This is a genomic window from Kitasatospora phosalacinea (assembly GCF_030268885.1).
In the GTDB taxonomy this organism is placed as follows: Bacteria; Actinomycetota; Actinomycetes; order Streptomycetales; family Streptomycetaceae; genus Kitasatospora; species Kitasatospora phosalacinea_C.
The window spans coordinates 152,205-170,085 of the sequence record NZ_BSSA01000013.1 but is presented as its reverse complement, the minus strand read 5'-3'; the positions used below and the strand labels follow the sequence as shown (position 1 = coordinate 170,085).

Below are 17,881 nucleotides of genomic sequence, written 5' to 3'. Positions count from 1 at the left end.
GGTCAGCTCCGTTTCGCGGACAGGACGAGGCCGGCGGCGACGGCGAGCGCCACCAGGAGCCCGGCGATCGGCACACCGCTCTCCCCGGCCAGGGTCGCAGCCAGTACTGACAGCGCGGCCAGCGGCAGGACCGCCTGGGCGGCCCCGCGCTTGTGGTGGCGGGCGTGCAGGAGCCAGACGGTGAACAGGAACAGCGCGGTCGGAACGGTCACGGCCGCGCTCGCGGCCCGGGCCGAGACGTGCGCGGCGCCGACCGCGTGCTCGACCGCGACCTCCAGGCCCGCGCCGATCGCGGCGGCCGAGGCGAAGACCACGTAGTGGCCGTAGCCCCAGGGCAGCGCCTGCCGGTTGCTGCGCAGGTGGCCGTGGCCGTCGTCGGCGAAGTAGATCCACCAGGCGCCGAAGCAGATCAGCAGGCCGCCCGCCGCGATCGGCAGCAGTTCGGCGACGGCCAGGTGCTCGTCCAGCGCGGTCTGGATGGCGACGGTGGCGGCGGCGACCGTCTCGCCGAGCACGATGATGGTGAACAGGCCGTACCGCTCGACGATGTGGTGCCGGTGCCAGGGCGTCTGCTCGTCCTTCTCGGCCCAGACGGGGACGGCGAGTTCGGCGAGCACCCCGACCGGGAACAGCGGGCCCTGGGTGCCGTGCGGGAGGAACAGCAGCGCCACCCAGAACAGCTGGACGACGGTGATCCCGACGGCGTACCGCAGCGCGCAGGTGCGGGCCGGCCCGCTCTCGCCGCGGGCGGCGCGCAGCCACTGGGTGACCATGGCCAGCCGCATCAGCACGTACCCGGCCACGGCGAGGGCGAGGTCCTGGTCCTCGAAGACCCGCGGGACGCCGGCCGCGAGCACCAGCACGCCGGTGATCTGCACCAGGGTGGTGAGCCGGTAGGGGACGTCGTCGACGTCGTACGCGGAGGCGAACCAGGTGAAGTTCATCCAGGCCCACCAGACCGCGAAGAAGGACGTGGCGAACCCGGTGAGCGCGTGGGCGAGGTGGCCCGCGGCCAGGGCGTGGGCCAGTTCCCGGCCCGCCTGGGAGACGGCCACCACGAAGCACAGGTCGAAGAACAACTCCAGCGGGGTGGCGACCCGGTGGGACTCGCCGCGGTCGCGGGCCAGCATCCGGCGGACCGGGCGGAAGGGGTCGGGGGCGGCGTTCATCGTTCTGCCTCGGGTGCGCGGGCCGCGCGGCAGGGGGCGCGCACGGCAGGGGAGTTGGACACCGGCGATCCTGGCAGCCCCGGCCCAACGGCGCACGCACCGTGCACGGCACGCCGATTCGCCCGAATACACCCGATTTGGCTACGCGTCAGGCAGAGTTGACGCCGCAGTGCGCGATCCGAGTGACAGGTTGGCCCATTTCGGCGCGTGTTGCGTCGATTGTCCCGTCTGTCCGAATTGGACCGATAGATTCCTCTGCGGATGGACGGACGACGACGAGGGCGCTTCGCGGGCAACGCGGAAGGTCAAGGACGAGGGTGGGCACGGGACCGGCTCCCGTGGACCGCAGGACCCGAACTCCTCGTGATCACCGCGCTGCCCGACAGCGCTGCGCGGCGTCCGCCCGGCGCCCCGCACCACGGACGGCCCGGTCCGCGCCGGCGGGACGCCCGTCCCGCCGGCGCGGGCCCCTCCCGCCCCGCGCCGCGCCCGCCCCCCCCTGGGGGCCGGTCGGACTAGCCCCGCTCGCCGGGCCCCGCCCGGCCGCGGTGTGATGACCGTATGCGTACTGTCGTGCACCGAGGGCAACAGCGGGGGTGGCCGTGAACTGGACCGACGTGGTGATCATGGTCGGCACCCTGGTGGGCACCGCGGCGGGGATGCTGCTGGTGCAGAGGTACGCCTCCGTCCCGGCCCGGGAGAGCTGCAACGACGTGGCGGGGTTCATCTTCGCCGCGGTGGGCGCGTTCTACGCGGTGCTGGTCGCCTTCGTGGTGATCGCGGTGTGGGAGAACACCTCGACGGCGAAGGCCACCACCTTCGAGGAGGCGGACGAGCTGGCCGGGGTGTACTGGATGTCGCGGCAGATGCCGCTGCCGCAGGGCGCGGAGCTGGAGGGGCTGACGCTCGCCTACGCGCACGCCGTGGTGAACACCGAGTGGCGCCTGATGGCCGACCACCACAGCGACCCGGCGGCGACCGCGCTGATGTACAAGATCCGCGACGGCGCGCTCTCCTTCGACCCGCAGGGGGACCAGCAGTCGGCGATCTACCAGAACGTGATCCAGCACGTGGACGGCCTGGCCAGCAAGCGGCGGGCCCGGCTGAACCTGATCACCAACTGCGTGCCGCCGCTGCTGTGGGCGGCGCTGATCGCGGGGGCGGTGGTCACGGTCGCCTTCACCTTCCTGTTCGGCCTCTCCAACACCTGGGCGCACCTGGCGATGGTGCTCAGCCTGGCCGGGCTGATCGCGCTGTCGCTGATCGCGATCAAGGAGATGAACTACCCGTTCGACGGGGCGAACGCGGTGAAGCCGACCGCGTTCGAGGTGTTCCTGAACCGGTTGCCGCCACCGCGCTGAGCCACGCTGCGTGGCCGGGGCGTCACGATTTCGGCGGACGGGCCCGGGGCGTGTAGTGTTCTCCGGGTCAGCAGGCGCCGCTAGCTCAGTTGGTTAGAGCAGCTGACTCTTAATCAGCGGGTCCGGGGTTCGAGTCCCTGGCGGCGCACAGACGGTCGAGAGCCTCCCTCCGGGGAGGCTCTCGGCGTTTCCGGCCCGTCCCTCCCCCTCCCCCGCGAACCTCTCGCGAACCCCTCGCGGGAAGCCGGTTTCGCCGCAGGTCGGGGAGGGTGTAGTGTTCTCTCCGTCAGCACGCGCCGCTAGCTCAGTTGGTTAGAGCAGCTGACTCTTAATCAGCGGGTCCGGGGTTCGAGTCCCTGGCGGCGCACAGACAGGTCGAAGGCCCTTCGCGAGAGCGAGGGGCCTTCGGCGTTTTCCGGCCGCGTCGCCATGTCCCTTGCCGGGCACGCTCGTTGAGAAGGGGGAGGATGTGAAGCTAAGGGGGATTTAAAGATCGTCTTAGGAGAAATGGGACATAGGTCCCTAACATCTGACAAGTCGATCAGTCAGGCTGGCGAGGTTCACGCCGTCGCCCGAGCGAGCAGCCCGTCCGGGGCCTGCGGGAAGGTCTCCGTTGCCTCGAAAGCCTCGTGAGCGCAGGAAGCGGACCGGCTGGCGCCGGCTGATACCCACCTGGCGCTTCACCCTGCTCGGACTGGCCGCGTCCCTGCTGCTGGGGATCGGGCTGTTCGCCCTGGGCATCACCCTGGTGAAGGTGCCGGACGCGCACGCGGCCGCCACCGCCCAGTCCAACACCTGGCTCTACTCGGACGGCTCGCTGCTGGCCCGCACCGGCCAGACCAACCGGCAGAACGTCTCCCTGGACAAGGTCTCCCCCGCGGCGCAGCACGCCGCGCTGGCCGCCGAGGACCGCAACTTCTACTCGGAGGGCGCGGTCAACCTCAAGGGCATGGCCCGGGCCGCCTTCAACACCGCGTCGGGCGGCGCCACCCAGGGCGGCTCGACGATCACCCAGCAGTACGTGAAGAACGCGTACCTGAACCAGAAGCAGACCGTCAGCCGCAAGGTCAAGGAAGTCTTCATCGCGATCAAGGTCGACGCGACCCTGAGCAAGGACGAGATCCTCTCCTCCTACCTGAACACCTCGTACTACGGGCGCGGCGCCTACGGCATCCAGGCCGCCGCGCAGGCGTACTTCGGGGTGGACGCGAGCCAGCTCACCGCCGCGCAGGGCGCCTACCTGGCGACGCTGCTGAACGCACCGAGCGCGTTCGACGTGTCCTCGGCGAGCGAGGCCGGCAGGCAGAAGGCCGTGGCGCGCTGGAACTACGTGCTGGACGGCATGGTGGCGAAGAAGTGGCTGGGCGCCGAGGAGCGGCAGCAGACCGCGTTCCCCGAGGTGCTGGCGCCGAAGTCGGCGCCGGGCCTGTCCGGGCAGGCGGGCTACCTGGTGGCCGCGGCGACCTCGTACCTGACCGGCCAGGGCATCGTCTCGGACGCCCAGCTCGCCCAGGGCGGGTACACCATCACGCTGACCGTCGACTCGAAGAAGCAGCAGCAGTTGCAGGACGCGGTGCAGGCCCAGCTGACCGACAACCTCAAGCCGGACAGCCGGAAGGTCGACGCGGCGGCGCAGGCCGGTGCGGTGTCGGTGGACCCGAGGACCGGGCAGGTGCTGGCGCTGTACGGCGGCTCGGACGCCACCAAGCACTGGATCGACAACGCCACCCGCACCGACTACCAGGCGGGCTCCACCTTCAAGGCGATCGCGCTGGCGGCCGCCCTGGACTCCGGGGCGCGCACCCAGTCCGGGGAGCGGATCACCGCCGACACCGTGTACGACGGCACCAACCGGCGGCCGGTGCGCGGCGCGAAGGGCACCCCGTACGCGCCGCCGAACGAGGGCGAGCGCTCGTACGGGCAGATCACCCTCCAGCAGGCCACCGACTGGTCGGTGAACTCGGTGTTCGCGCAGCTCGCGCAGGACACCGGGCTGGAGAGGGTCCGCGCCACCGCGGTGGCGCTCGGCCTGCCCGCCGACACGCCGGACCTCAAGGCGCTCGCCTCGATCCCGCTGGGCACCGCCACGCCGAGCGCGCTGGACCTGGCCGGGGTGTACGCCACCCTGGACAACGACGGGCAGCAGATCACCCCGTGGCTGGTGAAGGGCCTGGAGCTGGGCGGCGAGCAGGTCGCGCTGCCCGAGCACAGGGCGACCCGGGCGATCTCCCAGGACGCCGCCCGGGCCACCACCGCGATCCTCCGGGGCGTCGTCGAGGACCCGGGCGGCACCGGCTACCGGGCCGCCGCGCTGAACCGCCCGACGGCGGGCAAGACCGGCACCACGGACGAGTCCCGGTCGGTCTGGTTCGCCGGGTACACCCCCGAGCTGGTCACCGTGGTCGGCCTGTTCGGCCAGGAGCCGGGCACCGGCAAGCAGGTCAGCCTGGACGGCGTCGGCGGCACCGGCAGCGCGGCGGGCGGCAAGTACCCGGCCCAGATCTGGACGGCGTACATGAAGGCCGCGCTGGCCGGACAGCCGGTCAAGGACTTCGCCGGGCCGACCCGGGCCCCGGCCGCGAGCACCCCCTCCACCACCGCCGGCCCCTCGGCGACGCCCAGCGGGAGCCCGTCCGCGGGCGGGGACGCGAGCGGGGACGCGGACGGGGACGCGGGCGGCTCGCCCTCGCCGTCCGCCGGGAACGAGCAGTTGCCCTCGCGCTCCGCCACCGCCCGCCCCACCGGCGGCACCGGCGGCGAGCCCTCCCGCTCCCCCTCCGGCCGCCCCAACGGCGGGGCCGGACGCAGCCCGTCGGCGAGCAGCACGCCGGGCCTCGGCGGGACGGGCGGCCTGCTCGGCGATCAGTACCAACAGGCGGGGTAACGCCTTACGGCGGAGGGGTCCGGGCTGACAGAATGCGGCGATGCGCAGCAGCTCGGACCCCTCCGCCGTCCCGGTCGACGCCCCGCCGTCCCCGGCGCCCGCCCCTTCCCCCGCGCCCGCCCCGGCCGTCCGGCAGCGGGCGGTCTCGCTCGGGTTGGTGCTGGCGCTGGTGTCGGCGGCCGCGTTCGGCGGGTCGGGCACGGCCGCGAAGCCGCTGATCGAGGCCGGGCTCTCCCCCGCGCACACCGTGTGGCTGCGGGTGGCCGGGGCCGCGCTGGTGCTGCTGCCGGTGGCCTGGCGGCACCGGGACGCGGTGCGGCGGCGGCCCGGGCTGCTGCTCGGCTTCGGGCTGCTCGCGGTGGCGGGCGTGCAGGCCTGCTACTTCGCGGCGATCTCGCGCATCCCGGTGGGCGTCGCCCTGCTGATCGAGTACCTGGGCCCGCCGCTGCTGATCGCCTACGTGCGGCTGGTGCAGCGCCGCCCGGTCTCCCGGCGGGCCACGGCCGGGGCGGGCGTCGCGGTGGCGGGCCTGGCCTGCGTGGTCGAGGTGTGGAACGGCCTGTCCTTCGACGCGCTGGGCGTGCTGTTCGCGCTGGGCGCGGCCTGCTGCCAGGTCGGCTACTTCGTGCTGGCGGACGCCGGGCGCCGCGGCGAGCGCCCGGTCGACCCGCTGGCGGTCTCCGCGTACGGCCTGCTGATCGGCGCCGTCCTGCTGACCGCGACCACCCGCCCCTGGGAGGCGGACTGGTCGCTGCTCGGCCGCTCCGTCAGCATGAACGGCCACCAGCTGCCCGCCCTCGTCCCGGCCCTGTGGATGGTCCTGGTCGCCACCGTCCTCGCCTACCTGACCGGCGTGGTCTCCGTCCAGCACCTCTCCCCGCCGGTCGCGGGCGTGGTCGCCAACCTGGAGGCCGTGGTCGCCACCGTCCTCGCCTGGGTCCTGCTCGGCGAGCACCTGGGCGCCCCGCAGCTCGCCGGTGGCGCGCTCGTCCTCGCGGGCGCGTTCGCGGCCCAGTCGGCGGGCCGGGGGTAGCCGCCCGCGGCCGGCCGGTTGAGTACCCGTACTCAGGTGCCTCCCGGCGGACCCGGTCAGGATGGGTCCGGCATCGACGGCGACCACGGGAGGAACAGCCATGAGGCGTGCGAGGACCCTGGGGGCGGCGGCCCTGGCAGTGTGCGCGGTGACCGGTCTCGGCGCGGGGCCGGCCGCGGCGGCCGACGGCGTCGCGCTGCCCTACCCCGGGCCGGACGGCCTGGTCTGGGTGAACGACCGGGTCGGGGACGGCGGTCTGGTGTCGGGCGGGGCCTGGGCGAGCCTGCCGACCGTGCTGACGGTGGCCTGCGAGGGCGGCGGCACGGTGCGGGTGACGATGCGGACGGAGCAGGCCGAGGTCGCCGCGTTCACCGTGGACTGCCCGGTGGGCACCACCGGCCTGGGGTCCGTGACCCTGGCACCGGGCGTGGTCCAGGGCTCCTTCTCGGTGTACGTGGACGCCGGCGGCGCCCCGCTCGGATGGGCCCTGCAGGTGGTGCAGCCGGAGTAGCCGGACAGCAGGCCGGTCCGCCCCGCCCGGAGGGGCGGACCGGCCTCAGGACGGCAGGGTCTCGCGGTGGGCGGCGAGGGCGGGGGCGACGGTGGTGGCGAGGAACTCGGTGACGCGGTAGGCGGCGACGCCCGCGGGGACGAAGGGGTCGGTGGCGGCGAGGGCCTCGACGGTGGCGCGGTCGGGGGCCACCGCGAGGATGACCCCGCCGTCGCGGGGGACCTTGCGGCCGGAGGCGAGGAAGGTGCCGCTGGCGTAGTGCTGCTCCAGCCAGGCGACGTGGGCGGGCAGCAGGGCGTCGACGCGCTCCAGCGGGGCGGTGTAGGTCAGTTCGAGGATGAACACCCGGTCATCGTACGCCGGAGGGTCACCGGGTACCGGGCCGGACCAGGCCGGACTCGTAGGCGGCGATGACCAGTTGGGCCCGGTCGCGGGCGGCGAGCTTCTGCAGCAGCCGGCCGATGTGGGTCTTCGCGGTGGACAGGCTGACGTGCAGCTCGGCGGCGATCTCCTCGTTGGAGAAGCCCAGCCCGACCAGTGCCAGCACCTCCCGCTCCCGCTCGGTCACCCCCGCCGGCCCCGCCGGGCCGGGCAGCGCGGACGGCTCGGGGCGGCGGGTGTACTCCTCGATCAGCCGACGCGTCACCCGGGGCGCGAGCAGCGCCTCGCCCGCGGCCACCACCCGTACCGCGTCGAGGAGTTCGGCCGGGCGGGTGTCCTTGAGCAGGAACCCGGCGGCGCCCGCGCGCAGCGCCGCGAAGGCGTAGTCGTCCAGGTCGAAGGTGGTCAGCACGAGCACCCGGACGCCCGCCAGCTCCGGGTCGGCGGTGATCGCCCGGGTCGCCTCGATGCCGTCCAGCCGGGGCATCCGGATGTCCATCAGCACCACGTCCGGCCGCTGCGCGCGGGCGAGTTCGAACGCCTCGACGCCGTCCGCGGCCTCGCCGACCGCGCCCAGGTCGGGCGCGGAGTCCACCAGCAGCCGGAAGCTGCCGCGCACCAGCGCCTGGTCGTCCGCCACCAGCACCCGGATCACCCGGCCACCGCCAGCGGGAAGACCGCGGACACCTCGAAGCCCCGCCCGGCCGCCCGCCGCCCGGCCCGGAACGCGCCGCCGTGCACGGCGACCCGCTCGCGCATCCCGGCCAGCCCGTGCCCGCCGCCCGTACCGGACGGGGGGCCGCCGCGGCCCTCGTCGGTGACGGTCAGCTCCAGCGCGTCGGGGCGGTAGTCGACCCGCACCCGGCAGCGGTCGGTGCCCGCGTGCCGCACCACGTTGGTCACCGCCTCCTGCACCACCCGGTAGCCCGCCAGCTCCAGCCCGGGCGGCAACTCGGCCCGCTCACCGACCAGGTGGACGTCCACCCGGACGCCCGCCGCGGCCGCCCGGCGGACCACCCCGTCCAGGTCGGACAGCCGCGGCGCGGGCAGCCGCTCCCCCTCGCCCCCGCCGGTGCGCAGCACGCCCAGCAGGGCCCGCATCTCGTTCAGCGCCGTCCGGCTGGTCTCCTCGATCGACGCCAGCGCCAGCCGGGCCTGCTCGGGCTGCTCGGCCGCGACGTGGTTGGCGACGCCCGCCTGCACCGCGATCACGCCCAGGCTGTGCGCGACCACGTCGTGCAGCTCGCGGGCGATCAGCAGCCGCTCCTCGCGCTCCCGGGCGGCGGCGTGCTCGGTGCGGCGGCGACGGCGCTCGTCCACCGCCCAGCCCGCCGTCCAGCCGGTCACCAAGACCAGGCAGGCCGTGACGGCCGCCGTCGGCCCGCCGAAACCGGGGTGCGGCCAGAACCGGCCCAGCAGCCCGGACAGGCACAGCACCGCCAGCAGCAGTGACAGCGCCAGCAGTTGACCGGCCCGTCGGCGCGGCAGCGCCCGCGGCAGCCGGTACAGCACCACCGCGACCGCCACCCACGGTGCGGGCGAGGACGACTGCCCCGCCCCGAGCGCGGCCAGGCCCAGCACCGCCCCCAGCACCACGAGGGGTCGGCGCCGGGCCGACGGCGCGGCCGCCGCGGCCACCGCCACCATCACCAGGTCCGCCGGACGCGGGCCCGACGACGCCCCTCCGGAGTACGTGTTCCAGCTGGAGACCAGGGGCAGCGCGGTCAGCGCGGCGGCCGCCGCCCCGTCACCGACGGCCTGCCAGCGGGGGCCGAGCGGCCGGTGCCAGTCCATGCCCGCCACGGTAGCGGCGGTGCGGGCGGCGCGGATCGGCCCTGGGGACGAGAGCGGACGTCGTACCGGGGAGCAAGGACGGGAACGACGAAGGGGACGAATCGGGCCCCCCGTCCCGTCGGAGTACCACTCCGGGCGTGGTCCCGGGTCCGATGCGGCGTCGCGGCGCCCCGGGCCAGGGTGGGGGCGTTCGGAAACGGGACGGAGGAGGGGTCGTGATCGAGGCACGGGGTGCGGGGCGGCGCTACCGGAGGCGGTGGGCGCTGCGGGAGTGCACGTTGGAGGTGCCGGCGGGGCGGACGGTGGGGCTGGTCGGGCCGAACGGGGCCGGGAAGAGCACGCTGCTGCACCTGGTGACCGGGCTGCTGCCGCCGAGCGAGGGCGAGTTGCGGGTGTGGGGCGAGCGGCCGGGTTCGAGCGCCCAGTGGCTGGCGCGGATCGGGTTCGTGGGGCAGGACGCCCCGGTGCACCGGTCGTTGACGGTGGCGGAGCACCTGGTGTTCGGCCGCCGGACGAACCGCCGCTGGGACGACGGGTGGGCCCGGCGTCGGGTGGCCGAGCTGGGGCTGGACCCGGGGCAGCGGGCGGGTCGCCTCTCGGGCGGGCAGCGGGCGCAGCTCGCGCTGACCCTGGCGCTGGCGAAGCGCCCGGACCTGCTGGTGCTGGACGAGCCGGTGGCGGCGCTGGACCCGTTGGCCCGGCGGGAGTTCCTGGACCGCTTGGCGGCGGCCCGGGCCGAGCACGGCCCCAGCGTGCTGCTGTCCTCGCACCTGATCGGCGACCTGGCCCGGGACTGCGACCACCTGATCGTGCTGGGCCGGGGCCGGGTGCGCGCGGCGGGCCCGCTCGCGGAGCTGCTGACCGGCCCGGACGGGCGGCGGCGCGACCTGGAGGACGTCGTCCTCGAACACCTGCAGCAGGACCGCGACGAGCGGGCGGAGGAGCGGTCGTGAGCTGGTTGACCTGGCGCCAGTACCGGGCGCAGGCGTGGTGCGCGCTGGCCCTGCTGGCGGTCGTCGGGGCGCTGTACGGTGCGACCGGGCCCCGGCTGGCGGGCCTGTACGACGCGAGCGGCCTGCCGGACTGCGCGCGGACGGGGACGGGCTGCGAGCGGGCCCAGGCGGCGTTCGCGGCGGCGGTGGGCGCGGACGGCCTGCTGACCGGGCTGTTCCACCTGGGGGTGGTGCTGCTGCTGGTGCTGCCCGCCGGGGTCGGGATGTTCGCGGGGGTGCCACTGGTGGCCCGCGACCTGGAGTCGGGGGCGTTCCGGCTGACGTGGACGCAGGGGGTGTCCCGGACGCGCTGGCTGCTGGTGCGCCTGGCGCTGGTCGGTGCGGCGGTGGCGGCGGTGGCGGGACTGCTGTCGCTGGCGGTGTCCTGGTGGGCGGCGCCGCTGGACCGGGCGGAGGCGCTGCCGGGCGCGGGTGACGCGGGGCTGCCGGGGCGGTTCGGGCCGCTGGTGTTCGCGGCGCGCGGCGCGGTGCCGGTGGGCTGGGCGCTGTTCGGGTTCGCGGCGGGGGTGACGGCTGGGCTGCTGCTGCGCCGTCAGGTGGCGGCGACGGCGGTGGTGCTGGGGGTGCTGGCGGCGGCGCAGGTGCTGGTGCCGCTGCTGGTGCGCCCGCACCTGGCGGCGCCGGTCCGGTCGGAGGGTCCGCTGGTGCTGGAGGCGGAGCGGGGGGTCATCCGGATCGAGGGCGACCGGCTGTACGCGTCGACGCCGGTGTCGCTGCCGGGGGCGTGGGTGCTGTCGGTGGGGTCGGTGGACCCGGCCGGGCGGACCTTCACCGGGCCGGTGCCGCAGGTGTGCCACCCGGAGGCGGGGACGGTCGGGGCCTGCCGGGAGGCGATCGACGCGCTGGGGCTGGTGCAGCGCGTCGAGTACCAGCCGGCCCGCCGCTACTGGCCGTTCCAGTGGGTCGAGACGGGGGCGCTGGTGCTGCTGTCGGGCGCGGCGGCGGCGGGCTGCGCGGTGCGGCTGCGGCGCGGCGTCGCGGCCTGACGCCGTCCGGCCCGGTGGCTCAGCGCCCGCTCCAGCCGAACCAGGTGAAGTGGTCGAGTGGCCAGACGACGGCGGTGGTCGGCCCGACCAGGTCGGAGACGGGGACGGCCCCGCCGTCCGGTCCGTCGCGGTGGTAGCGGGAGTCGGCGGAGTCGCTGCGGTGGTCGCCCTCGACCCAGACGTGGTCGGCGGGGACGGTGACCGGGCCGAAGTCGATGCCCGCGCAGGAGTCGTCGCCGGGGTGCAGGTAGGGCTCGGTGACGGCCCGGCCGTCGACGGTGAGGGTGCTGCCGTGGCAGGAGACGGTCTGGCCGCCAGTGGCGATGACCCGCTTGACCAGGTAGTCGTCCCCGGGCGGCAGCAGGCCGACGGCGCTGAGGCCGGAGTGGACGGCGCGGGTGAGGACGTTGCCGCCCTCGGGGGCGGGCGGCAGCCAGCCGCCCGGGTCCTTGAACACCACGGGTTCGCCGGGCTTGGGCGTCCAACCGGTGAGGGTGGCGAACTTGTTGACGGCGACCCGGTCGCCGACCTGCAGGGTGTTCTCCATCGAGCCGGACGGGATGGAGAACATCTGGAACAGGCAGGTCTTGATCAGCACGGCGACGACCAGGCCGATCGCGATCATCACGGGCAGTTCCACGTACCAGGGCCGCCGCCTGCGCGGACGCTGCTCCTGGCTGGGTTCCTCGGCCACCGCCACCGACACCGACACCGCCTCCTTGGCAAGGACTGCACGCTAACCCGTACCGGGGGCAGCGCGAAATCGGGTTCTTACCCGGAGCCGACAACCCCGGCGGGCGGGCCCTCAGCCCTCCTTGGCGATGGCCTCGTGGTGGCGGATCACCTCGGCGATGATGAAGTTGAGGAACTTCTCGGCGAAGACCGGGTCGAGGTTGGCGCTGAGGGCGAGTGCGCGCAGGCGGTCGATCTGGCGGCGCTCGCGGGCCGGGTCGGCGGGGGGCAGCTGGTGCTCGGCCTTGAGGCGGCCGACCTGCTGGGTGGCCTTGAAGCGCTCGGCGAGCATGTGCACGACGGCGGCGTCGATGTTGTCGATGGACTCGCGCAGGCGGGTCAGCTCGGCCAGCACGGCGTCGTCGATCCCCGCCGGGGAGGGGGTGGGCTGGTCCGTCATGTGGGGCGGCTCCGATGCGGGATTACGGGTGGTCGCTCGGGCGTGGCGAACGGCCAATCTAACAGGGCGGACGGGCCGCGTTCGCCCTGATGACCGGCCTGTTCCGGCATGTGGGACGGCCGGTGGGACGGCTGGTGGAGCGGCCGGTGGGAGGGGCGCGGGCGGCGTTCGGGCAGGTGTCCGGACGCCGTCCGCACGGACGTCCGGGCCGGGCCCGGCGCTCCGCGCGGCGTTCGCCCACCGAGGCGCGGTGCGGGCCGTAGGCTGGGCGGGCCGCGGCCGGAAGTCCGGCTGCCGGTACAGCAGTTCGTCTGCTGTCCGTTCTCATGTGGAGGTACCTGATCGTGGCGACGACCCGCACCGCGCACACCGAGTGGGAGGGCAACCTGCTCGACGGCAAGGGCCTGGTGACCCTCGACTCCTCGGGCGTCGGCGAGTTCCCGGTGTCCTGGCCCTCCCGGGCCGAGGCCGCGAACGGCAAGACCAGCCCGGAGGAGCTGATCGCGGCCGCGCACTCGTCCTGCTTCTCGATGGCGCTCTCGCACGGCCTGACCGGCGCCGGCACCCCGCCCACCAAGCTGGAGACCAAGGCGGACGTGACCTTCCAGCCGGGCACCGGCATCACCGGCATCCACCTGACCGTGGTCGGCACCGTTCCCGGCCTGGACGAGGCGGGCTTCGTGAAGGCCGCCGAGGACGCGAAGGCGAACTGCCCGGTCAGCCAGGCGCTGGCCGGCACCACCATCACGCTCTCCGCCAGCCTGGCCTGACGACCCGCCCGGCCCGACGACCCGTCCGGCCGTCCGGTCCTCCGACCGTCAACTCCCCTGCCGCTCACGCTCCGTCACGGCGCGTGAGCGGCGGCGCACTCTCCCGGCGTCCGCCCTTCCCGCGGTCACCGGGGGTTTCGCCGTGCGCGCCCGGGTTCCGGGACGCGCTGTCCGGTTCCGGACGGCTTCACACAGAATGTAACGGGCATTTTCGGACGTTCCTCGCCAATCACTCTGGCGGCGGTCGCGGACAGTTACACCGGCGGCCTATGATCGGCGGGCGTGGCCCGAGGCCGCCGTCCGTTCCCCTGCCACCGGCCGGGGCCGCCGGGCGGGCGCGGGCCGCCTGGCCGGTCGCCGCCCGCACGGAGCCTCCGGCGCGACCAGTGGCAGCAGCGGACGGGAGCGTGCCGTGCCGGGCCGGAACGTCGGGGCCGACGCCCACCACCGAGGTGGGTGGTCCGAAGCGCCGCGCCCGGGAGCCGGAACCGACCGGTCCGCTCCGTGCGCCGCCTGCGGTGCCCCGCCGGACACCGAGGCCGAGCGGCTGGCCGCCGCCCTGCGGGCCAGCGAGTCGCGGTTCCGGGCCGCGTTCTCCGACGCCGGGATCGGCATGGCGCTGATCGACCGCGACGACCTGGTGATCGAGGGCAACCCGGTGTTCGCCGCGATGCTGGGCCGCGAGGTGGCCGAGCTCCCGGGCATGCACATCCACCAGATCATCGACCCGGAGGAGCCGTCCCGCCACCACTACCGCGAGCTGGTGCGCGGCGAGCGCGAGCGGATGCGGGCCGAGAAGCGGCTCAAGCACCGCGGCGGCCGGGAGGTCTGGGGCCGGGTCACCGTCTCGCTGATCCGCGACGGCGCGGGCGAGCCGTACTACACGCTGGTCATGGTCGAGGACGTCACCGAGCGGCGGCAGCTCGGCGACCGGCTCGCCTACCAGGCGCTGCACGACCCGCTGACCCGGCTGCCGAACCGGACGCTGTTCTACGAGCGGCTGGAGGCCGCGTTCAAGCCGGACGGGGAGGACGGCCCGGCGGGCGGCGAGCGCCGGATCGGGCTGTGCTACGTCGACCTGGACGGCTTCGCGGCCGTCAACGAGACGCTCGGCCACCACGTCGGCGACCAGCTGCTGGTGGCCGTCGCGGCTCGGCTGGAGCACGGGTTCGCCCGGGAGGGGCGGCAGTTGGTGGCCCGGCTGGGCGGCGACGAGTTCGCCGTGCTGGTGACCGGCAGCACCGGGCACCAGCAGCTGACCCGGCTGGCCGCCGCCCTGGTGGCCGACCTGGAGCGGCCCTTCGAGGTGGCCGGGCAGCGGCTGACCGTCACCGCCTCGGTCGGCGTGGTGGAGCGCCCGGTGCGCGGCTCCACGCCCACCGACCTGGTCCGCGACGCCGACTCCACGCTGTACTGGTCGAAGTCCGACGGCCGCGCCCGCTGGACGCTGTACGACCGCGACCGGGGCGCCGACCAGCTGACCCGGCACGAGCTGGCCGCCGCGCTGCGCCCGGCCGTGGAGCGCGGCGAGTTCACCGTCGAGTACCAGCCGCTGGTGGGCCTGGCCGACGGCGCGGTGCGCGGCGCGGAGGCGCTGGTGCGCTGGAACCACCCCCGGTACGGGCTGCTGTCGCCGGACCGGTTCATCCCGCTCGCCGAGGAGTCCGGGGCGATCGTGCCGCTGGGCAAGTGGGTGCTGGAGGAGTCCTGCCGCCAGGCCCGGCAGTGGCTGGACGGGTTCCCGGAGCAGCCGGTGCTGGTGAGCGTCAACCTGGCGCCCCGCCAGATCTGGGACTCCGACGTGGTCGCCGACGTCGCCGAGGTGCTGGAGCGCACCGGGCTGCCCGCCCGGCTGCTCCAGCTGGAGATCACCGAGAGCGCGCTGCTGGGCCCCAGCGGCCGCCCGTTGCAGGCCCTGCAGGCGCTCGCCGACACGGGCGTGCGGATCGCCATCGACGACTTCGGCACCGGCTACTCCAACCTCGCCTACCTGTCCCGGCTGCCGGTGCACGCGCTCAAGCTGGACGCCACCTTCATCGAGGCGTTCCGCGAGTCCGCGCCCGGCGCGGACGGCCGGCGGCGGGCCGCCGACGAGCAGATCGTCGGCGCGATGGTGCAGTTGGCGCACGCCCTGGGCCTGACCGTCACCGCCGAGGGCATCGAGAACGCCGCCCAGGCCGAGCGGCTGCGCCAGACCGGCTGCGACACCGCGCAGGGCTGGTACTACGCCCGCCCTGGCGGTCCCGAGCTGATCGCCGGGATACTCCGTGACCAACCGCGGCGGTAGCGCGGCGGATTTTCCGGTACGGAGGGGAGCAGGGCCGATGGAACGCGTGAACGCGGTGCTCGACGGGGCGAGCGTGGTGTCCGGGACATCGATGTCGGGGGGCCTGTACAACGCGGCCCGGCTGCTCGAACTGACCGACGGGCGGCGCCTGGTGCTCAAGTGCGCGCCGCCGCCCGGCACCCCCGGGCTGGCGCACGAGCGCGGGCTGCTGGGCACCGAGCGGCTGTTCCACGCGCTGGCCGCGGACGCCGGGCTGACCGTCCCGCAGGTGCTGCACCACGACCCGGACGGGGACGCCGACACCCGCGAGTGGCTGCTGCTCAGCTACGTGGAGGGCACCACCTGGGACAGCCTGCGCGAGCAGCTCTCCGCGGCCGACCGGGCCGGGCTGCGCCGCACCCTGGGCGCCTGGGCGGCCGGGGTGGCCCGGGCCACCGGGGAGCGCTACGGCTACCCGCAGCCCGGGCCGGGCCTGTCCGCCGACAGCTGGCCGGCCGCGTTCGCCGCGATGTTCGGCGCGCTGCTCGCCGACGCCGAGCGCTACGGCGTCGAACTGCCCGCCCCCGTCGAGGAGTTGCGGGCCCTGCCGGAGCGCTTCGGAGCCGCCCTGGCCGAGGTCCGCCGCCCCGCCCTGGTGCACTTCGACGCCTGGGAGGGCAACCTGCTGCTCACCCCCGGCGCGGGCGGCGGCTGGGAGCTGACCGGCGTGATCGACGGCGAGCGGGCGTTCTTCGGCGACCCGCTGGCCGAACTGGTCGGCCTGGACCCGCTGGGCGCCGCCGAGCTGGACGGGGACTTCGTCGCCGGCTACCGCTCGGTCGACCCGGCCTTCGCGGTGGACGACGCCGGGCGGGCCCGGCTCGCGCTGTACCGGATCTACCTGGCGCTGATCATGCGGGTCGAGGCCGTGCCGCGGGCGTACGCCGGCGACTTCGCCGACTGGGTGCGGACCTGGTCGGCGGAGCGCGTCACCGAGCAGCTGGCGGTGCTGGACGCACTCAGCCGGTGAGCCCGTACGCCTCGGCGATCATCCCGTAGGAGGCCAGCCGGTTCTCGTGCCCGTGGATGTGCGAGGTGACCATCAGCTCGTCCGCCCCGGTGCGCCGCCGCAGTGCCTCCAGGCCCTCGGCGACCTCCGCCGGGGTGCCGAGCACCACGTTCGCCAGCCAGGAGTCGAGGAAGTCCTCCTCGGCGGGGGTGTAGGGGTGCGCGGCGGCCTCCTCCGGCGTCGGGATCGGCCCCGGTCGGCCCTGCCGCAGCCGCAGCATGCCCAGGCCCGCCGACCGGGCCAGCCACAGCGCCCGCTCCCGGCTCTCCGCGGCGACCGCGCTGACCCCGATCAGGGCGTACGGCTCCTCCAGCACCTCCGACGGGGTGAAGCCCTCCCGGTACAGGTCGAGGGCGGGGACGGTGTTGGCCGCGCTGAAGTGGTGCGCGAAGGCGAACGGGTACCCGAGGCGGGCGGAGAGCTGGGCGCTGAACCCGGAGGAGCCGAGCAGCCACAGGGGCGGGCGGGAGGCCGAGCGCGGCACCGCCTCCAGCCGGGCGTACGGGTGGCCGGGCGGGAAGTCGCCGTCCAGGAAGTGCCGCAGCTCGGCGAGCTGGCGCGGGAAGTCCTCCGCGCCGTCGGCCAGGCCGCGGCGCAGCGCCCGGGCGGTGGCCTGGTCGGTGCCGGGGGCGCGGCCGAGGCCGAGGTCGATCCGGCCCGGGTGCAGGGCCTCCAGCAGGCCGAACTGCTCGGCGATCGCCAGCGGGGCGTGGTTGGGCAGCATCACGCCGCCGGAGCCCAGGCGCAGCGTGGTGGTGTGCGCGCCGAGGTGGGCGAGCAGGACGGCGGGGACCGAGGAGGCCACGCCGGGCATGCCGTGGTGCTCGGCGACCCAGAAGCGGTGGTAGCCCCAGCCCTCGGCGGCCCGGGCCAGTTCGGTGGTCGCGGCGAGCGCCTCGCCCGCGGTGTGGCCGGAGCCGACGGTGGCGAGGTCCAGGATGGACAGCGGGGCGGGGGCGCGGCCCGCGGCCCGGCCGCGGATCCGGTCGGCGGTGGGGGCCGGGGCGGGCCCGGCGGCGCTGTCGGGGGCGGTCGGCTCCGGTGCGGTGCTCATGCGGTGCGTCCTCCTGGTGCCCCGGCCGGGTGCCCGGGCGTTCGTCGGAGCACAACCCGCCCGTCGCCCGGCCTGTTCCCGCCCGCGGGGGCGGTCGGCGCCCCGCGGCGGGGCGCGGCGCGCCGGGGGTGGTGGGGCGCGACACGCCGGGGTGGCGCTGACGGCCCGCCAACAGGCCACGCTGCGTGGCGACTTCACGCCACAGCGAGAAGTCGCCAGGTCCGGCGGTCGAAGCGGGCTCCCGGATGGGGCACGCTGGTACCAGCGCGGAGGACGTACCGGCTCCGCGCACCAGCGACAGATCGGCGGGCTGGACCAGCGCCGTTCGATCCTCACGAGCCCCCGGAGCGGCACCCCGCCCCGGGGGCTCTCGCGTGCCCGGGCGCGTGTGCGGTATGCCACACGGGGGTGCTTCATGCCATGAAATTTGCCCGCGCTAGCGTTGACCCCCGTTGCAG

General features: G+C 75.2%; 16 protein-coding genes and 2 tRNA genes. 11 read left to right on the top strand and 7 right to left on the bottom strand.

From position 1 onward, the window contains the following. Positions 1 to 2: 2 nt before the first annotated feature. Positions 3 to 1,169: a low temperature requirement protein A gene (locus QSK52_RS20300; RefSeq protein WP_285737511.1), complete on the bottom strand. Its 1,167-nt coding sequence runs from the start codon at positions 1,167 to 1,169 to the stop codon at positions 3 to 5. 602 nt (positions 1,170 to 1,771) lie between these two features. Here QSK52_RS20300 and QSK52_RS20295 point away from each other — a divergent pair. The 6 genes from QSK52_RS20295 to QSK52_RS20270 all read left to right on the top strand — a co-directional run bounded on the left by QSK52_RS20295 (position 1,772) and on the right by QSK52_RS20270 (position 6,958). Further along, positions 1,772 to 2,530 (top strand): DUF4239 domain-containing protein, encoded by a 759-nt coding sequence (locus QSK52_RS20295; protein WP_285737510.1) that lies wholly within the window; start codon positions 1,772 to 1,774, stop codon positions 2,528 to 2,530. A gap of 74 nt (positions 2,531 to 2,604) precedes the next feature. After that, positions 2,605 to 2,678: transfer RNA gene (locus tag QSK52_RS20290), tRNA-Lys, on the top strand. Positions 2,679 to 2,823: 145 nt separating this feature from the next. After that, a tRNA-Lys gene (locus tag QSK52_RS20285) sits at positions 2,824 to 2,897 on the top strand. 246 nt (positions 2,898 to 3,143) lie between these two features. Further along, positions 3,144 to 5,414, top strand: a complete 2,271-nt coding sequence (locus QSK52_RS20280; protein WP_285737509.1) for a transglycosylase domain-containing protein — start codon at positions 3,144 to 3,146, stop codon at positions 5,412 to 5,414. Positions 5,415 to 5,454: 40 nt separating this feature from the next. Then, the gene (locus QSK52_RS20275) at positions 5,455 to 6,447 is read left to right on the top strand and encodes an EamA family transporter (RefSeq protein WP_285737508.1); all 993 of its coding nucleotides are present in this window, start codon (positions 5,455 to 5,457) and stop codon (positions 6,445 to 6,447) included. A gap of 100 nt (positions 6,448 to 6,547) precedes the next feature. After that, entirely contained in the window at positions 6,548 to 6,958 is a 411-nt protein-coding gene (locus QSK52_RS20270; RefSeq protein WP_285737507.1) for a hypothetical protein, read from the top strand. A 45-nt stretch (positions 6,959 to 7,003) separates the two neighbouring features. Here the strand turns inward: QSK52_RS20270 and QSK52_RS20265 are convergent, their stop codons facing one another. Genes QSK52_RS20265 through QSK52_RS20255 form a run of 3 tightly spaced genes read right to left on the bottom strand, consistent with a single transcriptional unit; the run spans position 7,004 to position 9,133 of the window. After that, a complete protein-coding gene (locus QSK52_RS20265) occupies positions 7,004 to 7,303 on the bottom strand; it encodes a YciI family protein (RefSeq protein ID WP_285737506.1) in 300 nt (99 codons plus the stop codon). A gap of 22 nt (positions 7,304 to 7,325) precedes the next feature. Next, positions 7,326 to 7,994 carry a response regulator transcription factor gene (locus QSK52_RS20260; RefSeq protein ID WP_285737505.1) on the bottom strand — a complete coding sequence of 223 codons (669 nt, stop codon included), beginning with the start codon at positions 7,992 to 7,994 and terminating at the stop codon, positions 7,326 to 7,328. Next, positions 7,991 to 9,133 carry a sensor histidine kinase gene (locus QSK52_RS20255; RefSeq protein WP_285737504.1) on the bottom strand — a complete coding sequence of 381 codons (1,143 nt, stop codon included), beginning with the start codon at positions 9,131 to 9,133 and terminating at the stop codon, positions 7,991 to 7,993. The genes QSK52_RS20260 and QSK52_RS20255 overlap by 4 nt, the downstream gene beginning before the upstream one ends. 215 nt (positions 9,134 to 9,348) lie before the next feature. Between QSK52_RS20255 and QSK52_RS20250 the strand changes: the two genes are divergently transcribed. Both QSK52_RS20250 and QSK52_RS20245 read left to right on the top strand, forming a co-directional pair. Next, positions 9,349 to 10,086 carry an ABC transporter ATP-binding protein gene (locus QSK52_RS20250; protein WP_285737503.1) on the top strand — a complete coding sequence of 246 codons (738 nt, stop codon included), beginning with the start codon at positions 9,349 to 9,351 and terminating at the stop codon, positions 10,084 to 10,086. Then, the gene (locus QSK52_RS20245; protein ID WP_285737502.1) at positions 10,083 to 11,132 is read left to right on the top strand and encodes a transporter; all 1,050 of its coding nucleotides are present in this window, start codon (positions 10,083 to 10,085) and stop codon (positions 11,130 to 11,132) included. Before QSK52_RS20250 ends, QSK52_RS20245 begins: the two co-directional genes overlap by 4 nt. Positions 11,133 to 11,151: 19 nt before the next feature. Here the strand turns inward: QSK52_RS20245 and lepB are convergent, their stop codons facing one another. Both lepB and QSK52_RS20235 read right to left on the bottom strand, forming a co-directional pair. Beyond that, a complete protein-coding gene (gene lepB / locus QSK52_RS20240; protein ID WP_285737501.1) occupies positions 11,152 to 11,838 on the bottom strand; it encodes a signal peptidase I in 687 nt (228 codons plus the stop codon). 99 nt (positions 11,839 to 11,937) lie between these two features. Then, on the bottom strand, positions 11,938 to 12,264 hold the full coding sequence (locus QSK52_RS20235) for a chorismate mutase (protein ID WP_285737500.1): 327 nt from the start codon (positions 12,262 to 12,264) through the stop codon (positions 11,938 to 11,940). Between the two features lie 344 nt (positions 12,265 to 12,608). Here QSK52_RS20235 and QSK52_RS20230 point away from each other — a divergent pair, with 344 nt between their 5' ends. From QSK52_RS20230 to QSK52_RS20220, 3 genes are all read left to right on the top strand, one after another. After that, positions 12,609 to 13,034 carry an OsmC family protein gene (locus tag QSK52_RS20230; protein ID WP_014135908.1) on the top strand — a complete coding sequence of 142 codons (426 nt, stop codon included), beginning with the start codon at positions 12,609 to 12,611 and terminating at the stop codon, positions 13,032 to 13,034. Positions 13,035 to 13,446: 412 nt separating this feature from the next. Next, positions 13,447 to 15,321, top strand: coding sequence for a putative bifunctional diguanylate cyclase/phosphodiesterase (locus tag QSK52_RS20225; protein ID WP_285737499.1), 1,875 nt, complete (start codon positions 13,447 to 13,449; stop codon positions 15,319 to 15,321). A gap of 37 nt (positions 15,322 to 15,358) precedes the next feature. Continuing rightward, the gene (locus tag QSK52_RS20220) at positions 15,359 to 16,330 is read left to right on the top strand and encodes a phosphotransferase family protein (protein ID WP_285737498.1); all 972 of its coding nucleotides are present in this window, start codon (positions 15,359 to 15,361) and stop codon (positions 16,328 to 16,330) included. Here the strand turns inward: QSK52_RS20220 and QSK52_RS20215 are convergent. Next, on the bottom strand, positions 16,320 to 17,423 hold the full coding sequence (locus tag QSK52_RS20215) for an LLM class flavin-dependent oxidoreductase (RefSeq protein ID WP_285737497.1): 1,104 nt from the start codon (positions 17,421 to 17,423) through the stop codon (positions 16,320 to 16,322). The two genes, QSK52_RS20220 and QSK52_RS20215, sit on opposite strands and share 11 nt — an antisense overlap. Positions 17,424 to 17,881: the final 458 nt, after the last annotated feature.

Excerpts from the sequence above, each read along its gene's own strand:
- QSK52_RS20300 (WP_285737511.1), bottom strand. The coding sequence starts at position 1,169 with ATGAACGCCGCCCCCGACCCCTTCCGCCCGGTCCGCCGGATGCTGGCC.
- QSK52_RS20275 (WP_285737508.1), top strand. The coding sequence starts at position 5,455 with ATGCGCAGCAGCTCGGACCCCTCCGCCGTCCCGGTCGACGCCCCGCCG.
- QSK52_RS20270 (WP_285737507.1), top strand. The coding sequence starts at position 6,548 with ATGAGGCGTGCGAGGACCCTGGGGGCGGCGGCCCTGGCAGTGTGCGCG.
- QSK52_RS20255 (WP_285737504.1), bottom strand. The coding sequence starts at position 9,133 with ATGGACTGGCACCGGCCGCTCGGCCCCCGCTGGCAGGCCGTCGGTGAC.
- QSK52_RS20235 (WP_285737500.1), bottom strand. The coding sequence starts at position 12,264 with ATGACGGACCAGCCCACCCCCTCCCCGGCGGGGATCGACGACGCCGTG.
- QSK52_RS20220 (WP_285737498.1), top strand. The coding sequence starts at position 15,359 with ATGGAACGCGTGAACGCGGTGCTCGACGGGGCGAGCGTGGTGTCCGGG.
- QSK52_RS20215 (WP_285737497.1), bottom strand. The coding sequence starts at position 17,423 with ATGAGCACCGCACCGGAGCCGACCGCCCCCGACAGCGCCGCCGGGCCC.